We start from the raw sequence: 22979 nt of genomic DNA, 5'->3' as shown, positions 1-22979 counted from the left end.
AGCGACCGCACCGAAACCAACCCGGCCCGGGCCTGGACGGCCTCCCGGCTCGAAGAACAAGCAACGTGCCAAGCGCCACGACGTCGGCAAAACCATCAAACGCGCCGAATCGATCAAGGAACACCAAACACAACGCGGTTAAACGCCAAGCTAAGACGTCGTTTCATTTGGTGAGGCGGCGGTGGCAGATGAGGGCCGCGGCTATGCCGACGAAGGCGAGGAAGTGTTCTGCCTTGCGCTCATATCGGCGGTGGAGTCGGCGGCAGCCGGCGAGCCAGGACACGGTCCGTTCGACGACCCAGCGGTGACGGCCGAGCCGCCCGGAGGACTCGATGCCACGGCGGGCGATGCGGTGGCGGATGCCGCGGTTGCGGAGCCAGCGACGCAGGTGGTCGTAGTCGTAGCCTTTGTCGGCGTGGAGCTTGCCGGGGCGCCGTCGGCGAGGTCCACGCCGGGACCGGATCGGAGGGATGCCCCGCACGAGCGGTTCCAGACCGAGGCTGTCGTGCATGTTCGCGCCCGAGATGCCGAGCGAGAGCGGCAGCCCGTTCCGGTCGGTGATCAAGTGGATTTTCGATCCGGGCTTGCCACGGTCGGTCGGATTCGGTCCCGTCAGAGGCCCCCCTTTGCGGCCCGCATGCTGACGGAGTCGATCGCACAGCGCGACCAGTCCAGTTCACCACGGGCGCCGAGTTCGTCAAGGATGACGCGGTGGAGCCGGGCCCAGACCCGGGCCCGGCTCCACTGGGCGAAACGTCGGTAGACCGTCTGCCAGCTCGGGCCGAACACCGGCGGGAGCTGTCGCCAGGTGCAGCCCGAGGTGGCCACGAAGATGATCGCGGCCAAGGCTTCGCGGTCACCCGCTCGACGCCGGCCGCCGCCCTGCGGCCGTATGACCTTCGTCGGCGGCACCACCCGGCGGAACAGCATCCACAACTCGTCCGGCACCAGCCGCTCAACCAGATCCGTCATGCACGGTTCAACGAACGATCACACCAAAAGAAACGACGTCTAAGTGGTCGGCTCCGGAAGTCCTTCGGGGGTTGATCAGGCTGCCAGGGCGACGGAGGATTCTTCTTGTCGGTCGGCGGGTGTGTGCCGGTCGAGCCGGGCCAGCAGATCGTCCAGGTCGGCGGTGGTGAACTTCCACTGGAATGGCTGTGCCGTGGCGTTGTAGCGGTCTTCGAATGCTCGGAGCCGGTCCCGGACCTGCGTCAGGTCCGTGAACTCATTGGGCGTAACGACCTTGCGCTGGACGATCGAGAAGAAGATTTCGATCTGGTTTGTCCAGGAGGCGTGTATGGGGGTGTGGACCATGACCGCATTCGGAAACGCCTTGGTCAGACGGTCGATGGCCTTCTTCCCCCGGTGGGAGGAGCCGTTGTCGACGATCCAGAAGACGCGTTTCGCGCTGGCGTAGGGCTCGGTGGTCATGACCTGGGTGACCAGGGCCATGAAGGGGACGATGCCGGTCTTCGGCTCGCAGCGGCCGAAGACCTTCGCGCGGTGGACGTCGTAGGCGGCCAGGTAGGCCAGCGCGCCGCCGCGGCCGTACTCGTGGTTGACGCGCATTGCCCGGGCCCGGCCCGGGGCCAGGGTCGGATGGCAGCGGCAGCGGGCCTGGACGGAGGTCTTCTCGTCACTGGAGAGGACGTACTCGTCCTCTCCCAGCGAGGCACCCTCGAACGTGCGGGCGTAGAGGTCAAGGACACGCTGGGCCTTGGCGCGGAAGTCCGGGTCGCGGATGAAGATCCAGGACCGGTACTGCCAGGGCTTGAGCGCGTCCTCGCGCAGCCAGCGGCGCACCGTGGACGCGGAGACGGTCTCGGTGATTCCGCGCGCGGTCAGCTCGGCGGCCAGCTCCGGACAGGACCAGCGTGACAGCGGCACGTCGGTCTCGGCGGGTAACTGGCAGGCCAGAGCCTTGGCCTCGGCGACCTGCACGGGGGTGAAGCGGGCGGGGCGCCCCGAGCGCTTGCGGTCGGCCAGAGCCGGCAGCCCGCCTTGGGCGAACCGGCGCCGCCAGGCGCGGACCGTGTCCAGGTGCAGGCCCGTCTCGTGGGCGATGCGCGCGTTGGAGCGCCCCCGTGCCGCGTGCAGGAGGATCTGGGCGCGGACCCGCAGCCGGTGCTCGGTCTTGTGGCCGTAGGCCATCTTCTTCAACCGCTCGCGCTCGGCGGCGGTCGGGACTATCGGGCGGGCCGGGGCAACGGGCATGGCAGACGGGCCGATCGGGAGAAGTGGATCACGACGGGTCGCACCCTGCCGGATCGACTGATGCGGCATCATTCACGCCATGCTTGATGACCTTGCTTTGACCCGGCGGGCGGCTCTTGCCGGGGCCGCCGTGGGTGTGCGCTGCTTCGGCCGTGTACGTCCCTTCACCCAGCAGCAGAGGGTGGACGGTTCGGTTGTGACCGAGGTGTCGCTGATCCGGGAAGCGTGGCCACCGGCCCTCTGCGGGCTTAATGAGTCCAGGGCGGCGTGATGGTGCTGCCGTCGGCCAGCTTGGCGCTGAGCCCGACCCGTGTAGTGACCCACATGTGCGCGGGCTGGTCGGTGGTATTGGCAACCGCCAGCTCGGAGCCTGCCGGAGCCACCGCCGCGTCACCGACGCCGAGTTCGGCGCTCTCGCCGCCGATGGTAAGCCGGAGGCGGCCGGACAGAACATAGAACGTTTCCTCGTGACTGATCATGTGGGCCGGACCCACCGTTCCGGCCGGGATCTCACCGCGCCAGGCGGCGAGATCCCGGCTGCCTGTGCCCGGACGGATGTAGGAAACGAAGCGGGTTCCGTGGATCTCGTGCACGACGGCCTCGTCACTGCGGATGAAGGGCATGCCAGCCTCCCTATAGACAAGAAACTTGTCCATTAAGACAAGCAGCTTGACGAGTTATAGTCAAGCCATGGATGACGCTCTGGCCTTCTCCGCACTCGTGCTGGCACTCTCCGGACAGTTGGTGCAGGAGATCCATGCTCGCGTGTCCCAGCAGGGATTCGAGGACCTGCGGCCTGCACACGGCTTCGCTTTTGCCCGCATCTCCCTGGGCGGCGCCACTACGGCCAGCCTGGCCGAGCATTTGGGGGTGACCAAGCAGGCTGCCGCCCAGCTGGTCGAGGAGCTGGTCCGCAAGGGGTACGTGGCGCGGCATCCGCACCCCCACGATGCCCGCGCCCGGCTCTTGGGGCTGACCGAGGCCGGCTGGGCCGCCACTCGCGCCGCCGACCAGGCAGCCCGGGCTGCCGTCGCACCATGGCGAGAGGCGCTGGGCGAGGCGCGCTTCAGTGAACTTGTCGCCGACCTGACCCGGCTTACACCACCTGGGCCGATCCGCCCCGCCTGGTGAGTCAGTAAGCCACTGGCCTGGACTGTCGCAGGTCGCCAAGGAGGAGACAGGACACCGGATTTGCTCATCCCGTGTCGGGGATGCGCAGCAAGTCGTGGACCCCGCAACCCCCGAAGGACTTCCGGAGCCGACCACTAAGATGGGAGGTGCCTCGGCCGTACGAGACTCGCTTGGCCGCCTGTCTCGGACGGCCGAGTGCCTTTTGAGCTCTGCGCGGTGGCGGCAGAATCCGCGGGAGGGGCAAACCTCCGGTTCGATACGATGTCGGTGGCCTGTAGACCTGTTGCGTCACCATGCGTGACGTCGAAATGTGATCTGAGTGATCGCTTCGGCTGCAGCTTCCCGACTTGGGCCCGCCGTGGCACCGCCATCGGCGCCGTACGTACGAAATGGAGCATCCAAGGATGGCTCGACACCTGGTCACCAGCGCGCTTCCCTACATCAACGGGATCAAGCACCTGGGCAACATGGTCGGGTCGATGCTTCCGGCGGATGTGCACTCCCGGTACCTCCGCCAGCGCGGTCACGACGTCCTGTACATCTGCGCGACCGACGAGCACGGCACGCCGGCCGAGCTGGCCGCCAAGGAGGCAGGGCTCTCGGTTGACGAGTTCTGTGCTCAGGCACACGACGCACAGAAGGCCGTGTACGACGGGTTCGAGCTGGCCTTCGATTACTTCGGGCGCAGCTCGTCGCAGCAGAACGTCGAGATCACCCAGCACTTCGCGCGCAAGCTGAACGAGAACGGGTTCATCGAGGAACGCGCGATCCGCCAGGTGTACTCGCCCGTCGACGGCCGCTTCCTGCCGGACCGGTACGTCGAGGGCACCTGTCCGCACTGCGGCTACGACAAGGCTCGCGGCGACCAGTGCGAGAACTGCACCCGGGTCCTGGATCCGACCGACCTGCTCGAGCCGCGCTCGGCGATCAGCGGCTCCACCGAGCTGGAGATCCGCGAGACCAAGCACCTCTTCCTGCTGCAGTCCAAGCTCCAGCACGAGGTCGAGGAGTGGATCGCCACCGTCAGCGCGGAGTGGCCGCACCTGTCCACGTCCATCGCCCGCAAGTGGCTGACCGAGGGACTGAACGACCGCGCGATCACCCGCGACCTGGACTGGGGTGTCCCGGTCCCGGCGGACACCTGGCCGGACCTCGCGGCCGAGGGCAAGGTCTTCTACGTCTGGTTCGACGCCCCGATCGAGTACATCGGCGCGACGAAGGAGTGGGCGGACGCCGCCTCCGACGACGAGGTGCGCGACTGGAAGTCGTGGTGGTACGCGGCCGACGACACCGTCCGTTACACGCAGTTCATGGCCAAGGACAACGTCCCCTTCCACACGGTGATGTTCCCGGCCACCGAGCTTGGCGTGCGTGAGCCGTGGAAGAAGGTCGACGTCGTCAAGGGCTTCAACTGGCTGACGTACTACGGCGGCAAGTTCTCGACCTCCCAGAAGCGCGGTGTCTTCACCGACGCGGCCCTGGAGATCCTGCCCGGCGACTACTGGCGCTACTTCCTCGTCGCCAACGCCCCCGAGTCCGACGACTCCTCCTTCACCTGGGAGCACTTCACCGCCACGGTCAACAAGGACCTGGCCGACACCCTCGGCAACTTCGTCAACCGCGTGCTGTCCTTCTCCCGCAAGCGGTTCGGCGACGAGGTCCCGGCGGGTCACGCGGCCGGCGAGGCGGAGGCGAAGCTGGGCGAGGAGATCGCGCGGCTGCTCGCCGAGTACGAGGAGCAGATGGAGGCCCTCCAGTTCCGCAAGGCCGCGGCCGCGCTGCGCGCCCTGTGGGCCGCGGGCAACTCCTACCTGGAGGAGAAGGCCCCCTGGCTGGAGATCAAGACCGACCCGGACGGCGCCGCGCTGACCCTGCGCACGGCGATGAACCTGATCCACCTGTACGCGGTCGTCTCCGAGCCGTTCATCCCGACCACGGCCGCCGCCATGCGCGGCGCCTTCGCGCTCGAGGGCGACACCGCGACCTGGGTGACCGCCGAGCAGGCCACGGCCCTGGACACGGTCCCGGCCGGCACCGCGTTCACCGTCCCGCCGGTGCTCTTCACGAAGATCACGGACGAGGACCTGGAATCCTACCGGGCCCGCTTCGGCGGCGCCGAGGACGCCTGACCGTATCGCTCGCACCCGTACCGTCCGCGCTCTCATCGGACGGTACGGGTGTGGAGGCGCGTGGCCGGGTTCGCAGCCGACACGTTCATCAGCCGGACACGGGGACTGTTGTCGTCGACCTCGACCCACGTGACGCCCGCAGACCCGGGCACGTACTCGAGGCAGCGATCGAAGCCGTTCCCCGTCAGCCGCAGCAGCAGGCAGGCGATGTCCCCGCCGTGCCCGATGAGGACCGTCGTACGGTGCGGCCCGGCGCAGACCTCTTCCCACAGGCGCGCGTACCGGGATTGGACGTCCTCGGATGACTCGCCGCCCGGTGTGCGGAGCTGGTGGATCGGGACGCCTCGGCGGTTGGCTTCAGCTGCGGCGAGCTCCCCGGGCCGGCCTCCGAGGTAGCCGCTGTTCTCGGCGGCCAGGCGCTCGTCCCCCCGCACGTCGGCGGGAGTGAGCGCGGCGGTGAGCAGAGCGGCGGAACGACGACAGCGGGACATCGGGCTGACGAGCATCCGGTCCTCGGTGACGTCGGCTGCTGCGAGGCTGTCGCCGACCTTGCGGATGTCGTCGCTCCCGCGCCGGCTGAGCCTGCCGCCGACAGCTTGGCCCTGATGGATGCGTTGCTGATACGGCGTTGGCGACCTGGTCGTGGTCGGCTCGGCTCATGGCGGGGAAGCGGTCGTAGTGCCACTCGATGTGGAGCACGGAGATGAGGTTGATCGTCCCGTCGGTGAGCAGCTTGCTGAGCACGGGATACTCGGACCCTCGATGTCCATCTTCACGACCACGTGATCATCCGCGGTGACCGTCCGGCGTAGTCAGGAACTGAAGTCGGTCGCGGGGACGGGGACCGGCGCGCTGTAGTCGATCTGCTGGTCGTACATCGGCGGCACGCGCTTGCCGGACATCACGGTCGAGCTCTCCTGGTGGCCGAGGAGGAGGTCGACCGTCCCGTCGTGGGTCCACACCGCGCTGTGGGAGATCTCGACGCGAGGGGAGTGAGGTGTGCCCCTGGCCCTTCGGGCGCTTGAGGGGAGTGCGCACCGTGCCGGCGGCGCCTTGCCAGTCGGAGTCCGAGGTGATCTCCACCTTCCGTCGGGTCCGGCTGAGCTTCCTGGGGTGACTGCCGTCCGATGAGCACCTCTGGCGGTCGGTCGATGGCAGAGGAAGTTGAACGATGTCCTACGCGCACCGGAGGTCAACGGCTTGGCCGGGCGGGCCGTCCGCATCGACACCACGACTACCCTCGCCTGCCGTCGGCCGAAGCAGCGGCGTGTGCTCACCGTCCGCGTTCGCCGGGCGATCCGCTGGTGTGGGCGGAGCGCCCCCCGGTGTTATTCAATGAGGTGTGCGATCAGGGATCTCGGGGCCCCGTCGCACGGGTCCGAGTACGGCCCCGGCGCTGCGCCGGGGATTGCTGAGAGAGCCGCATGGACTCCACACCCTCTCCCTCGCCCTCTTCTTCGGCGTTCGACATGGTCAGCAGCGCCCTGGGGCGCTACATCCCGCGCGGCGGAGCGGCAGCGGCCCCTGATCCTGCCGACGCGCGGGGCGACCGCACCACCCACCCTCGCGTACCCGACGGCCCGGCAGCCGGCCGTCAGGATCAGATTCTCGGCGCGGTCAACCTGGACAGGGATCTGAGAATCACCCGCTGCAATCTGGACGCCCCTGTATTCGCGGGTTTGGACGCCGTGACCGGGAGCTCTTTCGTCGACTTCCTGCCCCCCGGGGACGTACCGACGGTCACACGGCGGTTGCGGCAGGTCCTGGAGACCGGTGAGGCGCACGTCGCCCGGATCCAGCGCCTGCGACGCGGCGACGGGTCGGAGCTGGTGGTCTCGATGAGCATCCTGCCTGCCGCGTTGCCTCACGAGGGCCTGACCGTCTCCTTGATCGCCATGGCCAGGAGGTTGCACCTGTACGCGGCCGAGACCGCGATCGGTACCTCGCTGGACATCGGCGAGACCGCGCAGTCGCTGGCGCAGTCCCTGTTGGCCTGGGGAGACGTGGCCGCCGTCGACCTCGACTTCGCGGTGTGGACGGGCGAGGGAGTCACCGGGCAGGGGCAGGGGCGCATCCGGCTACGGCGGGCGGCTCTGGTGCCGGACCGGGCGTGGCCCGACGGCTACGCGACTCCGGGTGACGACCTTCCCAGCGATGCCAGTCGCCTCCTGGCGCGGGCGGTCCTGCGGGACGACGCCCCGCAGGCCATCGTCCTACCCGACCGGGAGGCGGTCGAGCGGGTACTCGGCAGTCCGCGAGTGATGCGTGCCCTGGTGCCCGGCGACCGGTCGGCGGGTGTGGCGTGCATACCGCTGGTCCTGGACGGCGCGCCGTCCGTCGTGCTGGGCGTGGCGGAGGTCTGGCGGCGGGCGGACCGTCCCTTCCGCGACAGTGAGCTGCTCGACTTGCAGGAACTGGTTGCCAGGACTGCCCATCACGTCGACCTGGCCCGTCAGCACCATCGCGAGCACACGCAGGTGCTGGCGTTGCAGCGGCGGCTGCTTCCCCGGTCCGGCGGCGACACCATTGAGATCGCCAGCGTCTACCAGCCCGCCACGCCGGACAGCGCGGGCGTCGGCGGCGACTGGGTGAACAGCTTCCCGCTGCCGGACGGCCGTACCGCACTGGTGGTCGGTGATGTCGTCGGGCACGGCCTGGGAGCTGCGGCAACCATGGGCCAGCTGAGCATGGAGGCCCGCGCGCTGCTGTCCGCGGGGCTCGCGCCCGACGAGGTACTGGAGCACCTGGACAAGACCGTGACAATGCTGGACGACGCGGAGTCCGGGCTGGCGGCCGGCTACAGCGCCCTCGGGTCGACCTGCTGCATCGCCCTCTACGACCCGGTCAGCCACCATGTGGCGCTGTCCAGCGCCGGCCACCTTCCCCCGGTCCTGGTCTCCCCGGACGGGCACGCGGGCCCGCTCGCGATCAGCCCTCACCCCGGCCTGGGCGCCGAGTTCGCACTGCGGGAGCCGTTCGACGTGCACACGTTCCACACACCCCCGGGATCCCTGCTCGCTCTCTTCACCGACGGGCTGGTGGAGGATCCGGCCGCGTCGATCGACGAGGGCATCGTCAGGCTGGCGGACGCCGTGTCCGGGGTGCACCCCTGGGACTCCCTGCAGCAGGCCGCACGGCACATCGTGTCCGCGCTGGCACCCGTGCGCCAGCGCGACGATGTGACCCTGCTGCTCGCGCGGATGATCGGCTACCGCAAGGGGGACACCGCGGTCTGGCGACTGCCCGCCCGCGACGACGCCCCCGCCCGTGCCCGCTCGCAGGTGTCCGCGCTGCTGAGGAAATGGCGTACCAGGGACGACACCCGGGACAACGTGCTGCTGCTGGTCAGCGAACTGGTCACGAACGCGGTGCGCTTCGCCGCCGGTCCCATCACGGTACGGCTGATCAGGGCCGGTCACGGCCTGTTGTGCGAGGTGGGCGACACCGGCAACGGCAGGCCACGTCTGAGCCGGGGCAGCCTCCTCGACGACGGCGGTCGTGGTCTGCACATCGTGCACAGGCTCACCACACGGTGGGGGGTGCGGTGGACGGACACCGGCAAGGTGGTCTGGGCGGAAGTCGCGAGGTGACGCGACTGTGGGGCGGGGGCTCGGCGAACGTACGGTCGGCGTGAGCGTCAGCCGGCCCCGCCGACGGTGCGGACCGTGCCCTCTGCGGTACCGGTGACGCGGACGGCCCGTTTGCTGGTACAGGTGGCGTGGGATCGTACTACAGCCACTCGCCTTCCAGGGCGGTGGCGGTGAGCCCCGGTGCCGCCGCGTACAGGACGGCGCGACTGCCCGACTTCTGACCCGCGTCGTGTGCTCGCCGCATGATGTCGAACACGGCGGCGCCTCCGCGGTTGCCGCTCGTGTAGCTGTCCCGGCTGTAGTCCAGCAGCCCCGACGGCCACGCGTCGGGCATCGTCTGCTCCATGTACTCCAGCACCCGGGTCCCGCCGGGGTGCGCGAGCAGCACGTCGGGGTGCCAGGAGTCGGGGTTGTCCTGGTAACGGACGCGGAGCCACTCCCACATCGCGGTGACCGTCTCCTGAACGGCGCGCGGCCCGCGCCGGTCCATCACGAAGTGGGTGCCGTCCGACCGTGTCTCCAGGCGGTGCAGGTTCTGGGTGCCGGGCAGGGTGTGGTGCCAGGCGGCGTCCAGCCGCAGTACCGACTCGGACCTCGGGCGGCCGGTGACCACCATGGCGACCGCGGTGTCCGCGAACAGCAACCTCACGATCAGGGACTCGAGAGTGTCGTCCGCAGGCTGGTAGGTCGTGCTCAGCGCCTCCGAGATCACGACCAGGACCACCCGGTCGGGGTCCGCGGCCACGAGATCCGCCGCCAGCGCCAGGGAGCGGGTTCCCGCTATACAGGCCCACTGCGTCGCCGGCTGTAGCATCACGTCGTTGCGCAGCGGAAGTCTGTTGGCCAGGGCGATGTCCAGACCCGGCAGCGCCGGGGTGGTGGAGTGACTGGTGATCAGGCAGTCGATGTCCGCGGCGTCCAGCCCGGCGATCTGCAGGGCCCCCCGCGCCGCACGTTCCCCGTAGGACTGCACGGCTTCCCAGGCCGGCGCGGTGCGCTCCTGGACCGTCTGTGGTGCGGGTATCGTCTCGAGCGCGGCGATCACACGGTCCACGTCCTGCTGGGTGAACCCGTCGAGTGCCAGCGCCTCTTGGGCCGCCCCGATGCCGACAGCCCTCAGGCTGCCGCCGTTGCCAGGCGCGACGGCGGCCTCCAGCGGCAGCATCCACCCGCGGGTCTCAATGCCCGTGCCGGCCGCGATGCTGTCGATCCGCGGTGCCCACGCCGCCTGCGGATGGCGCCCGCGCACCTCCGCAACGATCTGGCTGGTCTCCACGTCGTGCTCGCCGTATATCACGGCAGGAGGACAGAGGTAAGCGGCCATAGTGGGGCACCTTTCCATGGGAAAACGAAGGAATGTCGCGAGTGCTGTGTCATGGGTCACTTTGGCATTTCGGGCCCAAGACGTTGCCGACGGAGTCCACTTCGGCAGTCGGTAACCATTTCGAGCATGGATGAAAATGGACAATTCCGCTGTGATGCAGACAACTTAGCTGGCCCTTGAAATGCGTGACACGGCACACACCGTGAAACAGCGGTGCTCAGAGCCGTTCCGCGAGCCTTACTTGACCTACCGTCAACCGGGGCGGCTGCCTGGTCACTGCCGCCGGAGCGGGGCGGCCACCCTGGCGGCACGGGCCACTCGACCGCAGAGACGCTCCGCGACCGGCAAGAGGTGCGCCGCGATCGGCAGTCTCTCCGACGTGATGGGCGACAACGGATGGCGTCCCGTCGGGCGGTGCAGTCGCTGAGCTCCCTTCGTCGTGACCAGTGATCGGGTGACGATGCATGGGTCCTCAACGGTACGGGGCCGCGGCGCCGTTGAGGGAGGTGCTCGACGTCTCAATCCATCACCACGGGAGCCTCGTTGGTGTTCTGTCCTGCCGCACCAGAGTGCTCTGGTTGAACCGGCGTACCGCGTCGGGACGACCAACTCGCGTAGTTCACGGTCCGTCTTCGGCGTCTGCGCCGGCACCTGCACACACCTGCACGGCCGCGGAGATCGGTCTTCTCCCCGACCGCCTGCCTGGCCTGCTGCGCACGCTGCGTGAAGCAGACCCCGACTACCTCCTGCTGGACGGCACCCTGGCGGAGCGTGGTCGGGGTTGGCGACAGCGGGGGCGCCGGGCCGCGGCCTCACACCAACCCGGCAAGCCGTTCACCGCGCGCTGCCCGCCCCGCGGGCACCGGTCGAGCGCGGGCCACCCGCGCATGACCTCGCGTCGACCAGCGGATTCGCGCCTTCAGCATGGCGGTGCCGGGCCTCACGCAGTCGAGCTCTGCCACCGGACGATGCCGCGGCCAGGTCCGGCCCCGCGCTCTACTGCCAGGTCGCGGTGTCGGGGTCGATGCCGTGGGCGAGCGCGCTGGCGTCGATGATTCGACGGAACCACGTGGCAAGGCCCGCGCGGATGCCGTCGTAGTGGGCGGCGAATTCCGGATCGGCCTCGAACATGCGGCCGAGACAGACCTGCATCTGCCTGGTGAGGGGGAAGTACGGGGCGAAGACTTCGCGGTGCCACTCAACAAGTTGATGCGCTTCCGGGTCGCCGGATGTGACGCCGGCGTCCATCGCATCCCCGAGGGCGCGTTCGAAGCCGGCCATGGCGTCGGCGACGGCCTGCCATTCCTCCGGATCGCGAGAGGCTGAGCGTTCGGCGTACTGCCGCCATTGCGTCGTATCCCCGTAGCGCTGACGGGCTCGGGCAGGCCAGTCCGGGTTCCACTCGGGGCCGAAGAGCGCGGCCTGCTGCTCGACGGTCAGCGGCGTGCCGCGCTCGTGGGCGTCGATCATCCGGTCCAGTCCGGCGCTGAGCTCCTCAAGGCGGTCGATCCGTTCAGCAATCCGGGTGCGCTGTGCGCGCAATGCGCCGGGCACGTCTGCGGCCGAGTCGTCCAAGACGACCTGAATCCTGTCCAGAGCGAGACCGATCTCACGATAGACGACGACGCGGTGCAGGCGTTCCAGATCACCGGCGGTGTAGAGCCGGTATCCGGCAGCCGTGCGCAGCGACGGTCGCGCCAGACCGATCTCATCCCAGTGGTGCAGCGCGCGGACCGTCACGCCTACGAGCGCCGAGACCTGACCGACGGTCAGGCCGTCGGCGTCAGCGGCATCAGGCATGTTCCTCCTTACTGCCGCCGCGAACACCGCGCGGCGGGGTGATCCCGACGGCTTCAAGGTTCCGCGCCTCCTGACTGGCCGGATCGAAGGGCTTCGCCGCAGTGAAGACGATCCGTGCGTTCTCGGGGGTTACCACCTCCACGTCGCGGGTGTTCCAGTGGGTGTCCCGGGGGCCGTCGACCGAGTCCGGGCGCACCGCACGACAGGCTTCGACAAGGGAATCGACCTCGCTGAGCACGCACGCGAAACCGAAGCTCATCGCAGGTGCCCGGTCCGGAACGCTCGCCGCCTGGACGAGGAGTACGTCCTGGAACGCCCACCGGCGCAGATGCACAAGCGTGCCGGGGATGCCGAACAGTTCGAAGAACCCGAGTCCACGAGTCCAGAAGTCCACCGACGCCGCCAAGTCGCTCGTGGGGATCGTCACGAACGCGGGCATTCCGTAGATGCCACGGAACGGCTCCGGCGGAACCGCATCCGGACCGGGAGCGGGCACGGGACTCATCTCGAACGCGTTGTAGTAGTCGCTCATGTGTCCCACTCTCCGGCCTCACGCAACGTGAGGGTCAAGCCGGTTCGTGAATCTCGCCCTGCCCCGACGACGCGACCGACGTGGTGGCCGGGTACAAGCAGGGCCTGCCGCACCCGCTGCGGCCGTGCCCGGGGGCGATACGGCCTCACAGGGCCGGGGCCGACCGCCCGATCCAGTCGTACGCCGCCTGCGCCGTGAACTCCGCCTGTCCACCCGGGAAGATCAGCCCCGCCGTGCGGAACGCCTCGTCCTTGGAGGTGTCCGGCACGTAGGGGACGGCGATGCAGCGCATACCTGCGTCGTGCGCCGCCGAGGCCCCGGGCGGGGCGTCCTCCAGGACCACGCAGTGGGCCGGGTCGGCGCCCAGTCGGCGCGCGGCCTCCAGGAACACGTCGGGGCGCGGCTTGCCGTGCGCGACCTCCTCGGCGGAGACGAGTGTGGTGAGGTACGCGTCGAGGCCGGTGCAGGCGAGCACCGCCTCGATGGCGGCGCGGGAGGAACCGGAGGCCACGGCCATGGGTACGCCCGCCGCGTCGAGCAGCTCCACGAACTTCCGCATCTCCGGGTAGACATCGGTTCCCGTACGGGCGAGCTCCAGATAGGCGCGGTTCTTGCCGGCCAGCAGATCCTCGATGGACGCGTCGAGCCCGTACTCCTCGCTCAGCCGCTCCAGGGTCTCGCGGGTGCCGATCCCGATGAAGCGGGTGTGGTGCTCCCAGGTGAAGTCCGTGACGCCGAACCCGGCGAGGACGCGTCGGCCCGCTTCGTAGTAGTTCGGTTCGCTGTCCACCAGGGTTCCGTCAAGATCGAAAATGACCGCAGTGCGCGCAGTGCTCATGCCCCCAGCATGCCGAACGGCCGTCCGGGCCGAGGTCAGCGCACCGTGCGGGTGCGCCGGCCGACCGACTCGACCAACGGCAGCATCCGGTGCGGCACACGTTCCCGCAGCGCCATCTCCGTCCGTGTGCGGACGACGCCCGGCAGATTGATCAGGCGCTGGATCACGTCCTCCAGATGGCCGTTGTCCCGGGCGACCACCCTGGTCAGCAGGTCTCCGCCGCCCGTGATGGAGAACGCCTCGACGATCTCCGGCACCTCGGCCAGCGCTTCGCCCACGTCGTCCAGATGCCCCTGGGTGACCTCGATGTGGACGAACGCCAGCACCGGATGACCGAGCGCGGCGGGGGACAGCACCGGACCCGTACCCGTGATCACACCATTGCGTTCCAGCCGGTCGATCCTTGCCTGGAGGGTTCCGCGCGCGATGCCGAGGACGCGCGCGTACTCCCGCACGCTGGTGCGCGGCTGCTCGATCATCAGACGCAGGATGCGGGTGTCGAGTTCGTCCACCGCCATGGCCGTCGGCCTCCCTGCAGCCCGTCGTTCCCCTCCGTGACTGTACCAATGGCCCAGTCTTACGCGCCCCGGCCCCCGTCAGGTCTCCTCCTCCATCCGGATGGCGGCTCTGAGGTCCTCGTGCGCCTTGCCGGGCTCGCCCTCCTGGGATTCGAGCAGCGCGGCGGCGATGGCGTCCGGCTTCCGCTGGAGCGCACGCTCGCTGCGCAGCTCCGAGTTCTTCAGCAGCGCCAGAAGCATCAGGGTGACAGCCGTCATGCACTCCCCGGCGAAGATCTTCCACTTCAGGGAGACGTCCGCGAAGTGCACCGCGACCCCCCGGCGACCACCAGCAGACAGAGCCCGAAGAAGGCCGGTGAGCTGGTGAGGTTCGAGGCCTTCTCCGCGAGTCGGTCGAACTTTCCCGGCCTGGGCCCGCCTCGGTCGGCGGGATGCTGCGTCGTCATCACCAGCTGCCCCCTTCCGGGCCGCCGAGCACATCGGCCACGTCCCTCGGATCCGTCACCAGCCCTTCGTACACCTCGCCCCGGTCGCCCGCACGCAGTGCGGTCGAACGACGGATCGTCGCCACCGGGCCACGGACGTCCAGGGCCGTTCCGTCGTCCTCACCGGGATCCGGCCACGGCGGGAGAGCGTCGTGCCGCCCGGGGATCCGGAAGGGCGAACCGAGCGGCGCCTTCGGCGCGGACCGGGCCTTCCAGGGGCCGTTCGGCGCCGCCGGGCCGGCGCGGGATCCGGCACCGGGGCCCGGTCGGCTCCGTTCACCATGCGCATGCCCACCGGGCCCCCGCCCGTTTCCCGACGCCAGGCCCGGTCCGGTGCGCGTGAGCTTCGCCGCCGGCCGGGCCCGGCCGGCGGCCCGTGCCCCCCTGGCTGGTCCGATGGCTCGCCCGCTCGGGTGCTTCGACGTCCAGGACCCGGCCAATGGCCCATAGGATCAAGGCTGCCTTGAGCCAGTGGGGCAGGGGATGTTCTCATATACCTGTCGATGGCGCTGCGGACCCCGCGGCGCCTTTTTCATGCCGGTACGTCGAAAGGGCGGGAAGAAGTGCTGAAGAGGGTGTTCGTGGCTCCGGACCCGGGGCTGCTGCGGCTGCGCAGCGCCACGCGGGCCGTCCTCGGCATCGCCGTGGCCGTGGCCGTGTGCGCACTGACGGGCCACACGCTCACCGCGGTCATCACCGGAGGGCTCGCCGCGCTCCTGGCTCTTTTCACGGTCACCGACCCGCGGGTCCGCGACCAGGCAGTCACCACCGCCCTGCTGCCCGTCGTGGGTCTTCCGGTGCTCGCCCTCGCCGCCGGTCTGCACGCCACCCCCGGCGCCCGCGACGTCGCCTTCGTGGCCGTGGCCGGCGCCGCGGTCTACGTACGGCGCTGGGGCCCGCGCGGGCACGCCCTCGGGGTCTTCGCGTTCATGACCTTCTTCGTGACGCAGTTCCTGCGCACGGTGCCTGCGCAGATCCCCGAGCTGTACTCCTCCGTGGTCCTCGCCGTCCTCGCCGCCTCCGCCGTCCGTTTCGGCGCCTGGTGCTTCGAGCGGAGGGTGTCGCCGCCCGCGGCCCCCGCGCTCCCGGCCGGAACGGGGCTCGGCCGGACGACCACCCGGCAGGCCGTCCAGGTGACCGTGGCCGGGGCGTTCGCCCTCGCCGCCGGACAGCTGCTCTCCGACGAGCGCTGGTACTGGGCCGTCGGCGCCGCCTGGTGGATCTTCGTCAACACCAGCGCGCGCGGCGAGACGTTCGTCAGGGGCTTCCGCAGGGTCCTCGGCACCGTCCTCGGCATCGCCGCCGGTCTGGTCGTCGCCATGCCCGTCCAGGGCGCGCTGCTGCCGACGGCCGTCCTGACCCTGGCGTGCGTCTTCGGGATCTTCTACAGCGCCCCGGTCTCGTACAGCTGGATGATGTTCGCGGTGACCGTGCTCGTCTCGCTCCTGTACGGACTGCTCGGGGCCCTGGGGCCCGCCCTGCTCGCGCTGCGTCTCGCCGAGACGGCGGTCGGCGCCCTGGGTGCGGCGCTCGCGGTGGCGTTCGTGCTGCCCGTCACGACCCACTCGGCGACCAACGCCTGGATCCGGCTGACCGTGCGGTGTGTGCACGAGTGCACCACCGTCGCGATGCGCAGGCTCGCGGGGGACGCGACCGCCGACCCGGCGCCGCACGCCGCCGAGCTGGAGCAGCTCCTCGCCCGGGCACGGATGTCCCTGGCGCCCCTGGTCCATCCCTTCAGCCCGCTGCGCGCCCGTAAGGCCCGGGCCCGGCAGGTCCTCGCCCTGCTGGACGACTGCGCACGAGAGGTACGCGGGCTGGCCGCCGTCGCGGCGGACCCCCGCGCCTCTCACGACGCCCGGCTCGCCGCAGCCTGCTGGCGGGTCGAGGCCGCGGTGCGCGCGCTGGAGTCCGACGCTGAGCCCGGTCCCGCCCCCGCCTTCGCCGGCGTCGCCCCGCACCACCACCCGGGCGTCGAGGCCGCACTCACACATCTCCAGGGCCTGGAGGACGCCCTCGCCGGACTCGCGACGCCGCTGCGCACGTCCCCGCGAGCGCCGCTCGTCACCGTCTGAACCACGTGCGACCCAACGACGTGCCATCGCGCTCCAGGTGCTCCGGGCGCTCCCGTGACCCGCTGGGCTCCCGCTGCGCGCACCGGCCCACGGCAGCGAGGCGGCCGGTCCGGCGTGAACCGGCCGACGGCGGTCCGCCGCGCCGCCCCGGGCGGCCGGCCCGGCGGGCAGCTGCCGGCGCCTACCGGCGTGCGCCTGGACGCACGCGCGTCAGCGGGGACCCCGTGCGCCGGGCGGCGGCTCCCAACTGGGCACGTGCATCTGGCATTTACAGGGTGGATCAGGCCAGGTTCGGGGTAGATCGGGCGGCATCCACATAGCCTTCACACACCGGGGTGCGCACCATGCGGAAGTTCCTTCGTAGAGCCGCCGTCCGCAAGTCCCGCCCGTCGGATCCCCAGCCGGCCGGAGCGCAGCTCGTCCGGGCGGAGCCCGTTCCTCCGCCGGGGCAGTGCCCGGTCGGCCACTCCGGGCCCGCCGGAACGGCCCCGGTGCGGCCCGCACCGGCAGCCGACCTCGCACAACTGCGCAAGGAGGCCGAGGAGTTCCTGCGGCTCTACCACCGGGAGGAGCGCGGGGCGGGCGACCCGGCAGCCCGGTTGGCCGCGGTGCGCGCCGAGATCGATGCTACCGGTACGTACCGTCACACCGCAGACGAACTCGCTCACGGGGCACGCGTGGCCTGGCGCAACAGCAACCGCTGCATCGGCCGCCTCTACTGGCGCTCCCTGCGCGTCCGTGACCGCCGCGACGTGCGCGACGCCGACACCATCGCCGCCGAGGCCGCCGCCCATCTGCGTGAGGCGACGAACGGTGGCCGGATCCGGCCGGTCATCACGGTCTTCGCACCGGACGCCCCCGGCCGCCCCGGCCCTCGCATCTGGAACGAGCAACTGGTGCGGTACGCGGGCTACACCGACGGCGCCGGCCGGGTCACCGGCGATCCGCGCAACGCCGGGCTCACCGCGTACGCGACGGGCCTGGGGTGGCCGGGCGGTCCCGGTACGCAGTTCGACGTACTGCCGCTGGTGGTCCAGGGCAGCGACGACAAGCCCCGCTGGTTCGGACTGCCGGACGACGCCGTGCACGAAGTCCCCTTGCGTCACCCGGAGGACGACTGGTTCGCCTCGCTCGGGCTGCGCTGGCACGCGGTACCCGCCATCTCCAACATGTGCCTGGAGATCGGGGGCATCTGCTACCCGGCGGCCCCGTTCAACGGCTGGTACATGGGCACGGAGATCGGCGCCCGCAATCTCGCCGACACCGACCGCTACGACCTGCTGCCGGTCGTGGCCGCGCGGCTGGGCCTCGACACCTCCACCGACCGCACCCTCTGGAAGGACCGCGCGCTGGTCGAAATCAACCGTGCCGTGCTGCACTCGTTCGACCGGGCCGGTGTGACCATCACCGACCACCACACGGAGTCGCACCGCTTCCTCGCTCACCTGGAGCAGGAAGCCGGCCGGGGACGCCGGGTGGGGGCCGACTGGTCCTGGATCGTGCCGCCGATCTCCGGCGCCGCGACCGCCGTCTTCCACCGCACGTACGACACGGTGCAGGAACACCCCTTGTTCGTCCACCACCCGGATGCGCTCGCCCGGGCCCGGGGCGAGGAGCCGGCACCGGAGCCCGCGCATGAGCCCGACTTGGTCTAGACCGCCTGCTACCGTCGGCCGGGAAGGGCACACGACCGGCCGGCGGGAGCGCCGGACGGCGCAGCACCAGGGGAGGCCCCAGTGGAGCACGGGTACGCGGTACGGGCGTTCATCGGGTCGTTCACCTCGGCGGGCGGCCGCGGGATCGTCACGGCCGCCGTCGACCCGGCGACCGGTGCGCTGACGGAGACCGCGGCGACCGACGCCGTCGCCGACCCGTCGTACCTCGCGGCCGGTACGACGGAGAGCGGGCCGGTGCTCTACGCGGTCTCCGAGACCGAGGAAGGGTCGGTCGCCGCCTTCGACATCGGTGGCGAGGGCCCGCCCCGACCGCTCGGGGCGCCGGTACCGGTGGGCGGCTCCGGACCGACCCATCTGTCCCTCGCCCCGGGCCTGCTGCTGACCGCCAACTACGGCTCGGGCAGCGTCAGCAGTCTCCCTCTCGGCCCCGGCGGCCTGCCCGGGCCCGCCCTCGGCGTCCTGCGCCACGACGGGCGGGGTCCGCACCCGGAGCGGCAGGGCGAACCGCACGCCCACCAGGTGCTCCCCGATCCCTCCGGGCGCTGGGTGCTCACGGTCGACCTGGGCACCGACTCGGTCCGGGTGTGCGCGCTCGATCCGGCGGGCGGGGCGGCGCCGGTCCTCCACTCCGAGACCGCGCTGCCGCCGGGCACGGGCCCCCGCCATCTCGCCTTCCATCCCGCCGGGAAGCACGTGTACGTGCTGGGCGAGCTGCGTCCCACGCTCACCGCGTGCCGCTGGGACGCGCGCCGGGGAGCGCTGGAACCGCTCGGTGAGGCGTCCGTGCTCCCCGACGGGTACGACCTGCCCAGCCATGCCTCCGCCCTGGCCGTCTCCCGCGACGGGCGGTTCCTGTGGGCCGCCAACCGGGGCCACGACTCGATCGCGGTGCTCCGGCTCGGCGCCGGCGGGGACGAGGCCGAGCGCGTCATGACCGTGCCGTGCGGCGGCCAGTGGCCACGCGATCTGGTGCTCGGCCCCACCGGCAGCCGGCTGTACGCGGCCAACGAGCGCTCCGGGGACGTCACCTGGTTCGACATCGACGCCGAGACCGGTGTGCCGCACCCGGCGGGTTCGCTCGCCGTCCCGGCGGCGTCCTGCGTGGTCTTCGCCTGAGCCCTGCGGCTCCTCCCGGACCTCCCCGGCCTCCCCGGAGGCTCCGCAAGAGGGCCCTCTGCTCCCGAAGCTGCCACGAAGTGACGATAGGTCGAGGGTGATGCCCTGGGCCCACTCGGTGCCGTCCGTTTCCTCGGCGAGGATGCGGTAGACGGTGGCGACCGAGGGGCGCCGACCCTGGTTCTTGCCCGAGGTGATGACCGGTCGCGGAAGCTATCGTGAGGGGCTTTGCGCGAAAGCGGTTCTGAGGTCACCGGAGGGGCTCTGCCGCGGTGAATTCGGCGCTCAATGCGGTTGGGTCGGTGGGCGGGCTGCGACGACGCGGCGGAAGAGGGCTTGGACGGCTGTGGTGATGTCGGTGTCGGTCCGGGTGTGGTGGCAGGGGCCGGTGTAGGCGTGGGTGAGGAAGTCTGCGGTGAGTTCGGGGTCGGGGACGTCGAACTCGCCTGCCGCATGGCCTTGTGTGAGGAGGGTGACGAGCAGATCGCGGGCGGCGGTCATGGGTTCCTCGGTGCTGCCACCGGGTTCGTGGAAGAGCCGGTGGTAGAGCTCGTGGTGGTCCTGTTCGGCGGCGATCCAGGCGGCGACGAGCCCGTCGAGACGTTCGGTCCACGTCAGCCCGGGCTGCTCCAGGAGGGTGGTGGGCTGCTGGAGCATGCGGTCCCACATCTCGGCCTGGAGCGCGGCCAGGAGTTGCTGCTTGGAGTCGAAGTAGAGGTAGACCGTGCCCTTGGCGACCCCGGCGCGGGCGGCGACCTTGCTGATGGTCAGGGCTTCGTGGCCGTCGTCCAGCAGCAGTGCGGCCGTGGCGTCGAGGATCTGGCGGCGGCGGACGTCGGGGGGCTGGAAGCGTCCGGTCGGCTGGGCGGGGGCGGACCTCTCCGCGGGCACGGGCTCTCCTCGATGGTGGGGGACTGACTGGCGGCCGGTCAGTGCGTGGCCTCCAGGGTGTCATGCGGCCTGCTGGCGATCACGATCACGGGGCGGTCCTCGGCCGGCTCCTGCTCGTGGCCGGGGTGGTGGTGCACGGGCACCGGCCTGCGCTCGGCCCGCGCGATCCGCAGTCCGAGAAGGGTCAAGGCTTCGGTCAGCTCGGCGAGGGTGGCCAGGTCCCGGGGATGTCCCCAGCCGCAGGCTTCCTCGTCCCACTCGCCCAGGGCCGGGATTCCGCCCCGGGCGAGTGCGGCGGCCAGGCTGGCGAGGGTGGCGGTGCGGGCCGGGCCGCGGGGCGGCAGGACGTAGGTGCTGAGGACGAATGCCTAGGTGGTTTCGGGTCGCCAGGTGGCGCTGTCGACGATGGCGAGTTCGATCCGGTCGTCCAGGCCGCAGGCGCAGGCGGTGGCCCTGGTGCCGGCGATTGCGCGGGGTGAGGCGTCCACGCCGGTGACGTGCCGGCCGTGCTCCGTGAGGGCGTCGCCGCCGGTGCCGCAGCCCAGGTCCAGGGCCCGTCCCGGAGCAAGGCTCTCGGCCGGGGCCGGCAGGTACGGGTCGGGGGCGGCGGTGTCACTGCCTTCACCGCGGTAGACGTCGTCCCAGTCGAAGTCGGTGTGTGGTGCGGCGGGCGGGGGTGAGTGCGTGCGCTGCGTCACGGTTCCTCCTGGGGGAATGGAAACGATCGAATGACCATTGGTCAGTAATATGACCATCGGTCATTCGTTTTTCGTCAGCCTGCCCTGGAGGCACCCCATGAACGACACCGCGCAGTACGACACCGTGATCGTCGGAGGCGGCCCCGCAGGGCTCACCGCCGCCCTGGCCCTGACCCGCTACCGCCACCGGACCCTGGTCGCGGAGTCCCCGGCCGCGCCCCGCAACGCGGCCTCCCGCGGGGTCCACGGCATGATCGGGCTGGAGGGCGCCACGCCGGCCGAGGTCCGTGCGCGGGCCTGGGCCGAGCTGGACGCCTACGGACTGGCCGAGCGCCGGGACATCGCCGCCGACGACATCGCACCTGTGTCGGAGGGCGGATTCCGCACGGTGCTCAGCGACGGCACGCAGGTGCGGTCCCGGACCGTCCTGCTGGCCACCGGCGTCATCGACACCCACCCGGAAGGTGTCGAGGGCTTCGACGCGTGCTGGGGCCGCACCGTCATCCACTGCCCGTTCTGCGTCGGCTGGGAGAACGCTGAGCGCACCTGGGGCCTGGTCGCCGACGACCCCGGCTACGCCGCGATGGCCGCCACCGGATTCCGGGCCTGGTCCGCCGACGTGATCGCCATCGCCCCGCCCGGCATGGACCGCGCGGAGGAGACCCGCCGAACCCTGCGGGCCGCGGGCAGCGATCTCGTGCAGGGGGAGATCGCGCGGCTGCATCACCACGACGGTGATCTGTACGCGGTGGAGATGGCCGACGGCACCGTAATCCACAGGCAAACCCTGCTGTGGGCCCCACCGCAGCGGCAGGTCCCCCTCGTCACCCGCCTCGCCGACACCCTCGGCCTCGCCCACGACGGCGACGGCTTCGTCACCGTCGGAGCCGGCCAGCAGACCAGCATCCCCGGCCTGTACGCGGCGGGCGACCTCACCACCGCCTGGGAACAAGGCGCCGTGAACGCCGCCGGAGCCGGCGCCAAAGCCGCCGACGCCATCCACTTCGCCCACCCGGCCTGACCGCCCCGAACCACCGGAGCCCTCCGTGACCGAGCAAGACTTCACCGACTACATCGAGCGCATCGGCGACCGCACCACCCTCTACCGGGCCGTGGCCGCCCACACCGGGGCCCGCCGCGTGCTGTACCCCGGCAGCTACCTCGACCTCGCCCCCTCCCACGTCTGGCCCGACGTCACCTACCTCGACGCCGACGCCCGCGCCCGCAAAGCCTTCCAGGGCCCCGACGCCACCACCCTCGCCACCCGGCACAGGCGCCACCCCGAACAACCGCGTATCGCGTTCATACCCGGCGACTACACCCGCACCCTCGCGGAACTACCCGCGGCCGAGTGGGAACTGGTGATCTCCCTGTACGCGGGCCCCGTCTCCGAACACGCCACCCGCTGCCTGCGCCCAGGTGGCTGGCTCCTGGCCAACAACAGCCACGCCGACGCCGGTCTCGCCCACCTCGACCCCCGCTACCGGCTCGCCGCCGTCCTCCACCACCGCTCCGGCCGCTACCGCCTCACCATCGACGACCTCGACCGCTACCTGCAGCCCAAACGTCCGCCCCACCCCACCCGCGAACAACTCCACGCCGCGGGCAGAGGCACCGCCTACACCCACCCGGCCGCCGCCTATCTCTTCCGCCTCCGCTCCCGCCCGCGCGAACGGTAGACCCGACCCGGAATCCCACCAGAACCCGGCAGGTCGGCACCCCTGACCGGGTAGCAGCAGCCGGGCAGGCACCTCCTTGCCGGTCACCTCCCTGGTCGCGACGGAGGCGAACTCACCGGTGAAGCCTGTGGTGAACTCGGCCTCCCTGAGGATGTCGAGCAGGTCGATCATGCCCCACCTGCGTTCGATCTCCGCCTTCAAGGCAGTGAGGTTCTCCGGCTCCTCCTGCTTGCCCGGCGGGGAGACCTTGATCCACGGCTCGCCGCGGCGGGCGGTGTCC

Annotated in this window: 23 protein-coding genes; 8 read left to right on the top strand and 15 right to left on the bottom strand. The window is 70.8% G+C overall.

All coding sequences use genetic code 11. The features are described 5' to 3' along the window. Window positions 1-163 precede the first annotated feature (163 nt). From QMZ92_RS22720 to QMZ92_RS22710, 3 genes are all read right to left on the bottom strand, one after another. Window positions 164-972 (bottom strand): IS5 family transposase gene (locus tag QMZ92_RS22720; RefSeq protein ID WP_502962113.1). Its coding sequence is split into 2 segments (ribosomal slippage): window positions 164-624 and window positions 624-972, totalling 810 coding nucleotides; the frame shifts between segments, so codons are not numbered across the junction. 75 nt (window positions 973-1047) lie between these two features. Further along, window positions 1048-2217: an IS630 family transposase gene (locus QMZ92_RS22715; protein ID WP_283299258.1), complete on the bottom strand. Its 1170-nt coding sequence runs from the start codon at window positions 2215-2217 to the stop codon at window positions 1048-1050. A gap of 248 nt (window positions 2218-2465) precedes the next feature. Then, window positions 2466-2840, bottom strand: a complete 375-nt coding sequence (locus tag QMZ92_RS22710; RefSeq protein ID WP_283299257.1) for a cupin domain-containing protein — start codon at window positions 2838-2840, stop codon at window positions 2466-2468. Window positions 2841-2907: 67 nt separating this feature from the next. Between QMZ92_RS22710 and QMZ92_RS22705 the strand changes: the two genes are divergently transcribed. Then, entirely contained in the window at window positions 2908-3348 is a 441-nt protein-coding gene (locus tag QMZ92_RS22705; RefSeq protein ID WP_283299255.1) for a MarR family winged helix-turn-helix transcriptional regulator, read from the top strand. A gap of 404 nt (window positions 3349-3752) precedes the next feature. Continuing rightward, entirely contained in the window at window positions 3753-5477 is a 1725-nt protein-coding gene (metG, locus tag QMZ92_RS22700; protein WP_283299253.1) for a methionine--tRNA ligase, read from the top strand. A 32-nt stretch (window positions 5478-5509) separates the two neighbouring features. On the opposite strand, the gene QMZ92_RS22695 is transcribed toward metG, so the two are convergent. Next, window positions 5510-6088, bottom strand: coding sequence for a histidine phosphatase family protein (locus tag QMZ92_RS22695; protein WP_283299266.1), 579 nt, complete (start codon window positions 6086-6088; stop codon window positions 5510-5512). A 201-nt stretch (window positions 6089-6289) separates the two neighbouring features. Continuing rightward, window positions 6290-6439 (bottom strand): hypothetical protein, encoded by a 150-nt coding sequence (locus tag QMZ92_RS22690; protein ID WP_283299252.1) that lies wholly within the window; start codon window positions 6437-6439, stop codon window positions 6290-6292. Between the two features lie 462 nt (window positions 6440-6901). On the opposite strand from QMZ92_RS22690, the gene QMZ92_RS22685 reads away from it, so the two are divergent. After that, entirely contained in the window at window positions 6902-9067 is a 2166-nt protein-coding gene (locus tag QMZ92_RS22685; RefSeq protein WP_283299251.1) for an ATP-binding SpoIIE family protein phosphatase, read from the top strand. A 139-nt stretch (window positions 9068-9206) separates the two neighbouring features. Here the strand turns inward: QMZ92_RS22685 and QMZ92_RS22680 are convergent, their stop codons facing one another. The 7 genes from QMZ92_RS22680 to QMZ92_RS22645 all read right to left on the bottom strand — a co-directional run bounded on the left by QMZ92_RS22680 (window position 9207) and on the right by QMZ92_RS22645 (window position 14650). Next, window positions 9207-10391, bottom strand: a complete 1185-nt coding sequence (locus QMZ92_RS22680; RefSeq protein WP_283299250.1) for a beta-ketoacyl-[acyl-carrier-protein] synthase family protein — start codon at window positions 10389-10391, stop codon at window positions 9207-9209. A gap of 996 nt (window positions 10392-11387) precedes the next feature. Then, the gene (locus QMZ92_RS22670) at window positions 11388-12191 is read right to left on the bottom strand and encodes a MerR family transcriptional regulator (protein ID WP_283299249.1); all 804 of its coding nucleotides are present in this window, start codon (window positions 12189-12191) and stop codon (window positions 11388-11390) included. After that, window positions 12184-12723 (bottom strand): VOC family protein, encoded by a 540-nt coding sequence (locus QMZ92_RS22665; RefSeq protein WP_283299248.1) that lies wholly within the window; start codon window positions 12721-12723, stop codon window positions 12184-12186. Before QMZ92_RS22665 ends, QMZ92_RS22670 begins: the two co-directional genes overlap by 8 nt. 145 nt (window positions 12724-12868) lie before the next feature. Then, complete coding sequence (locus QMZ92_RS22660; RefSeq protein ID WP_283299247.1) at window positions 12869-13561, bottom strand: HAD family hydrolase; 693 nt, start codon at window positions 13559-13561, stop codon at window positions 12869-12871. 35 nt (window positions 13562-13596) lie between these two features. Continuing rightward, window positions 13597-14079: an Lrp/AsnC family transcriptional regulator gene (locus QMZ92_RS22655; protein ID WP_283299246.1), complete on the bottom strand. Its 483-nt coding sequence runs from the start codon at window positions 14077-14079 to the stop codon at window positions 13597-13599. A gap of 78 nt (window positions 14080-14157) precedes the next feature. Next, window positions 14158-14388 carry a hypothetical protein gene (locus tag QMZ92_RS22650; RefSeq protein ID WP_283299245.1) on the bottom strand — a complete coding sequence of 77 codons (231 nt, stop codon included), beginning with the start codon at window positions 14386-14388 and terminating at the stop codon, window positions 14158-14160. Window positions 14389-14524: 136 nt separating this feature from the next. Next, entirely contained in the window at window positions 14525-14650 is a 126-nt protein-coding gene (locus tag QMZ92_RS22645) for a hypothetical protein (protein WP_283299244.1), read from the bottom strand. Between the two features lie 477 nt (window positions 14651-15127). On the opposite strand from QMZ92_RS22645, the gene QMZ92_RS22640 reads away from it, so the two are divergent. The 3 genes from QMZ92_RS22640 (at window position 15128) to QMZ92_RS22630 (ending at window position 19431) form a co-directional block, all read left to right on the top strand. After that, window positions 15128-16639, top strand: coding sequence for an FUSC family protein (locus QMZ92_RS22640; protein WP_283299243.1), 1512 nt, complete (start codon window positions 15128-15130; stop codon window positions 16637-16639). 491 nt (window positions 16640-17130) lie between these two features. Continuing rightward, complete coding sequence (locus tag QMZ92_RS22635; protein ID WP_283299265.1) at window positions 17131-18294, top strand: nitric oxide synthase oxygenase; 1164 nt, start codon at window positions 17131-17133, stop codon at window positions 18292-18294. A gap of 81 nt (window positions 18295-18375) precedes the next feature. Continuing rightward, window positions 18376-19431, top strand: coding sequence for a lactonase family protein (locus tag QMZ92_RS22630; protein WP_283299242.1), 1056 nt, complete (start codon window positions 18376-18378; stop codon window positions 19429-19431). A 285-nt stretch (window positions 19432-19716) separates the two neighbouring features. Here the strand turns inward: QMZ92_RS22630 and QMZ92_RS22625 are convergent, their stop codons facing one another. The 3 genes from QMZ92_RS22625 to QMZ92_RS22615 form a co-directional block, all read right to left on the bottom strand. Beyond that, window positions 19717-20322, bottom strand: coding sequence for a TetR/AcrR family transcriptional regulator (locus QMZ92_RS22625; protein WP_283299241.1), 606 nt, complete (start codon window positions 20320-20322; stop codon window positions 19717-19719). Between the two features lie 38 nt (window positions 20323-20360). Further along, complete coding sequence (locus QMZ92_RS22620; protein ID WP_283299240.1) at window positions 20361-20510, bottom strand: hypothetical protein; 150 nt, start codon at window positions 20508-20510, stop codon at window positions 20361-20363. 180 nt (window positions 20511-20690) lie between these two features. Continuing rightward, the gene (locus QMZ92_RS22615) at window positions 20691-21020 is read right to left on the bottom strand and encodes an SAM-dependent methyltransferase (protein WP_283299239.1); all 330 of its coding nucleotides are present in this window, start codon (window positions 21018-21020) and stop codon (window positions 20691-20693) included. A 97-nt stretch (window positions 21021-21117) separates the two neighbouring features. Between QMZ92_RS22615 and QMZ92_RS22610 the strand changes: the two genes are divergently transcribed. Next, window positions 21118-22041, top strand: coding sequence for an NAD(P)/FAD-dependent oxidoreductase (locus QMZ92_RS22610; RefSeq protein WP_283299238.1), 924 nt, complete (start codon window positions 21118-21120; stop codon window positions 22039-22041). Window positions 22042-22066: 25 nt separating this feature from the next. Beyond that, on the top strand, window positions 22067-22699 hold the full coding sequence (locus tag QMZ92_RS22605; protein WP_283299237.1) for a hypothetical protein: 633 nt from the start codon (window positions 22067-22069) through the stop codon (window positions 22697-22699). The last annotated feature ends 280 nt before the right edge of the window (window positions 22700-22979 follow it).

Origin of the sequence: Streptomyces sp. HNM0645, from assembly GCF_030056615.1 — a bacterium.
Classification (GTDB): Bacteria; Actinomycetota; Actinomycetes; order Streptomycetales; family Streptomycetaceae; genus Streptomyces; species Streptomyces marianii.
This window is presented reverse-complemented; position numbering and strand designations above follow the sequence as displayed.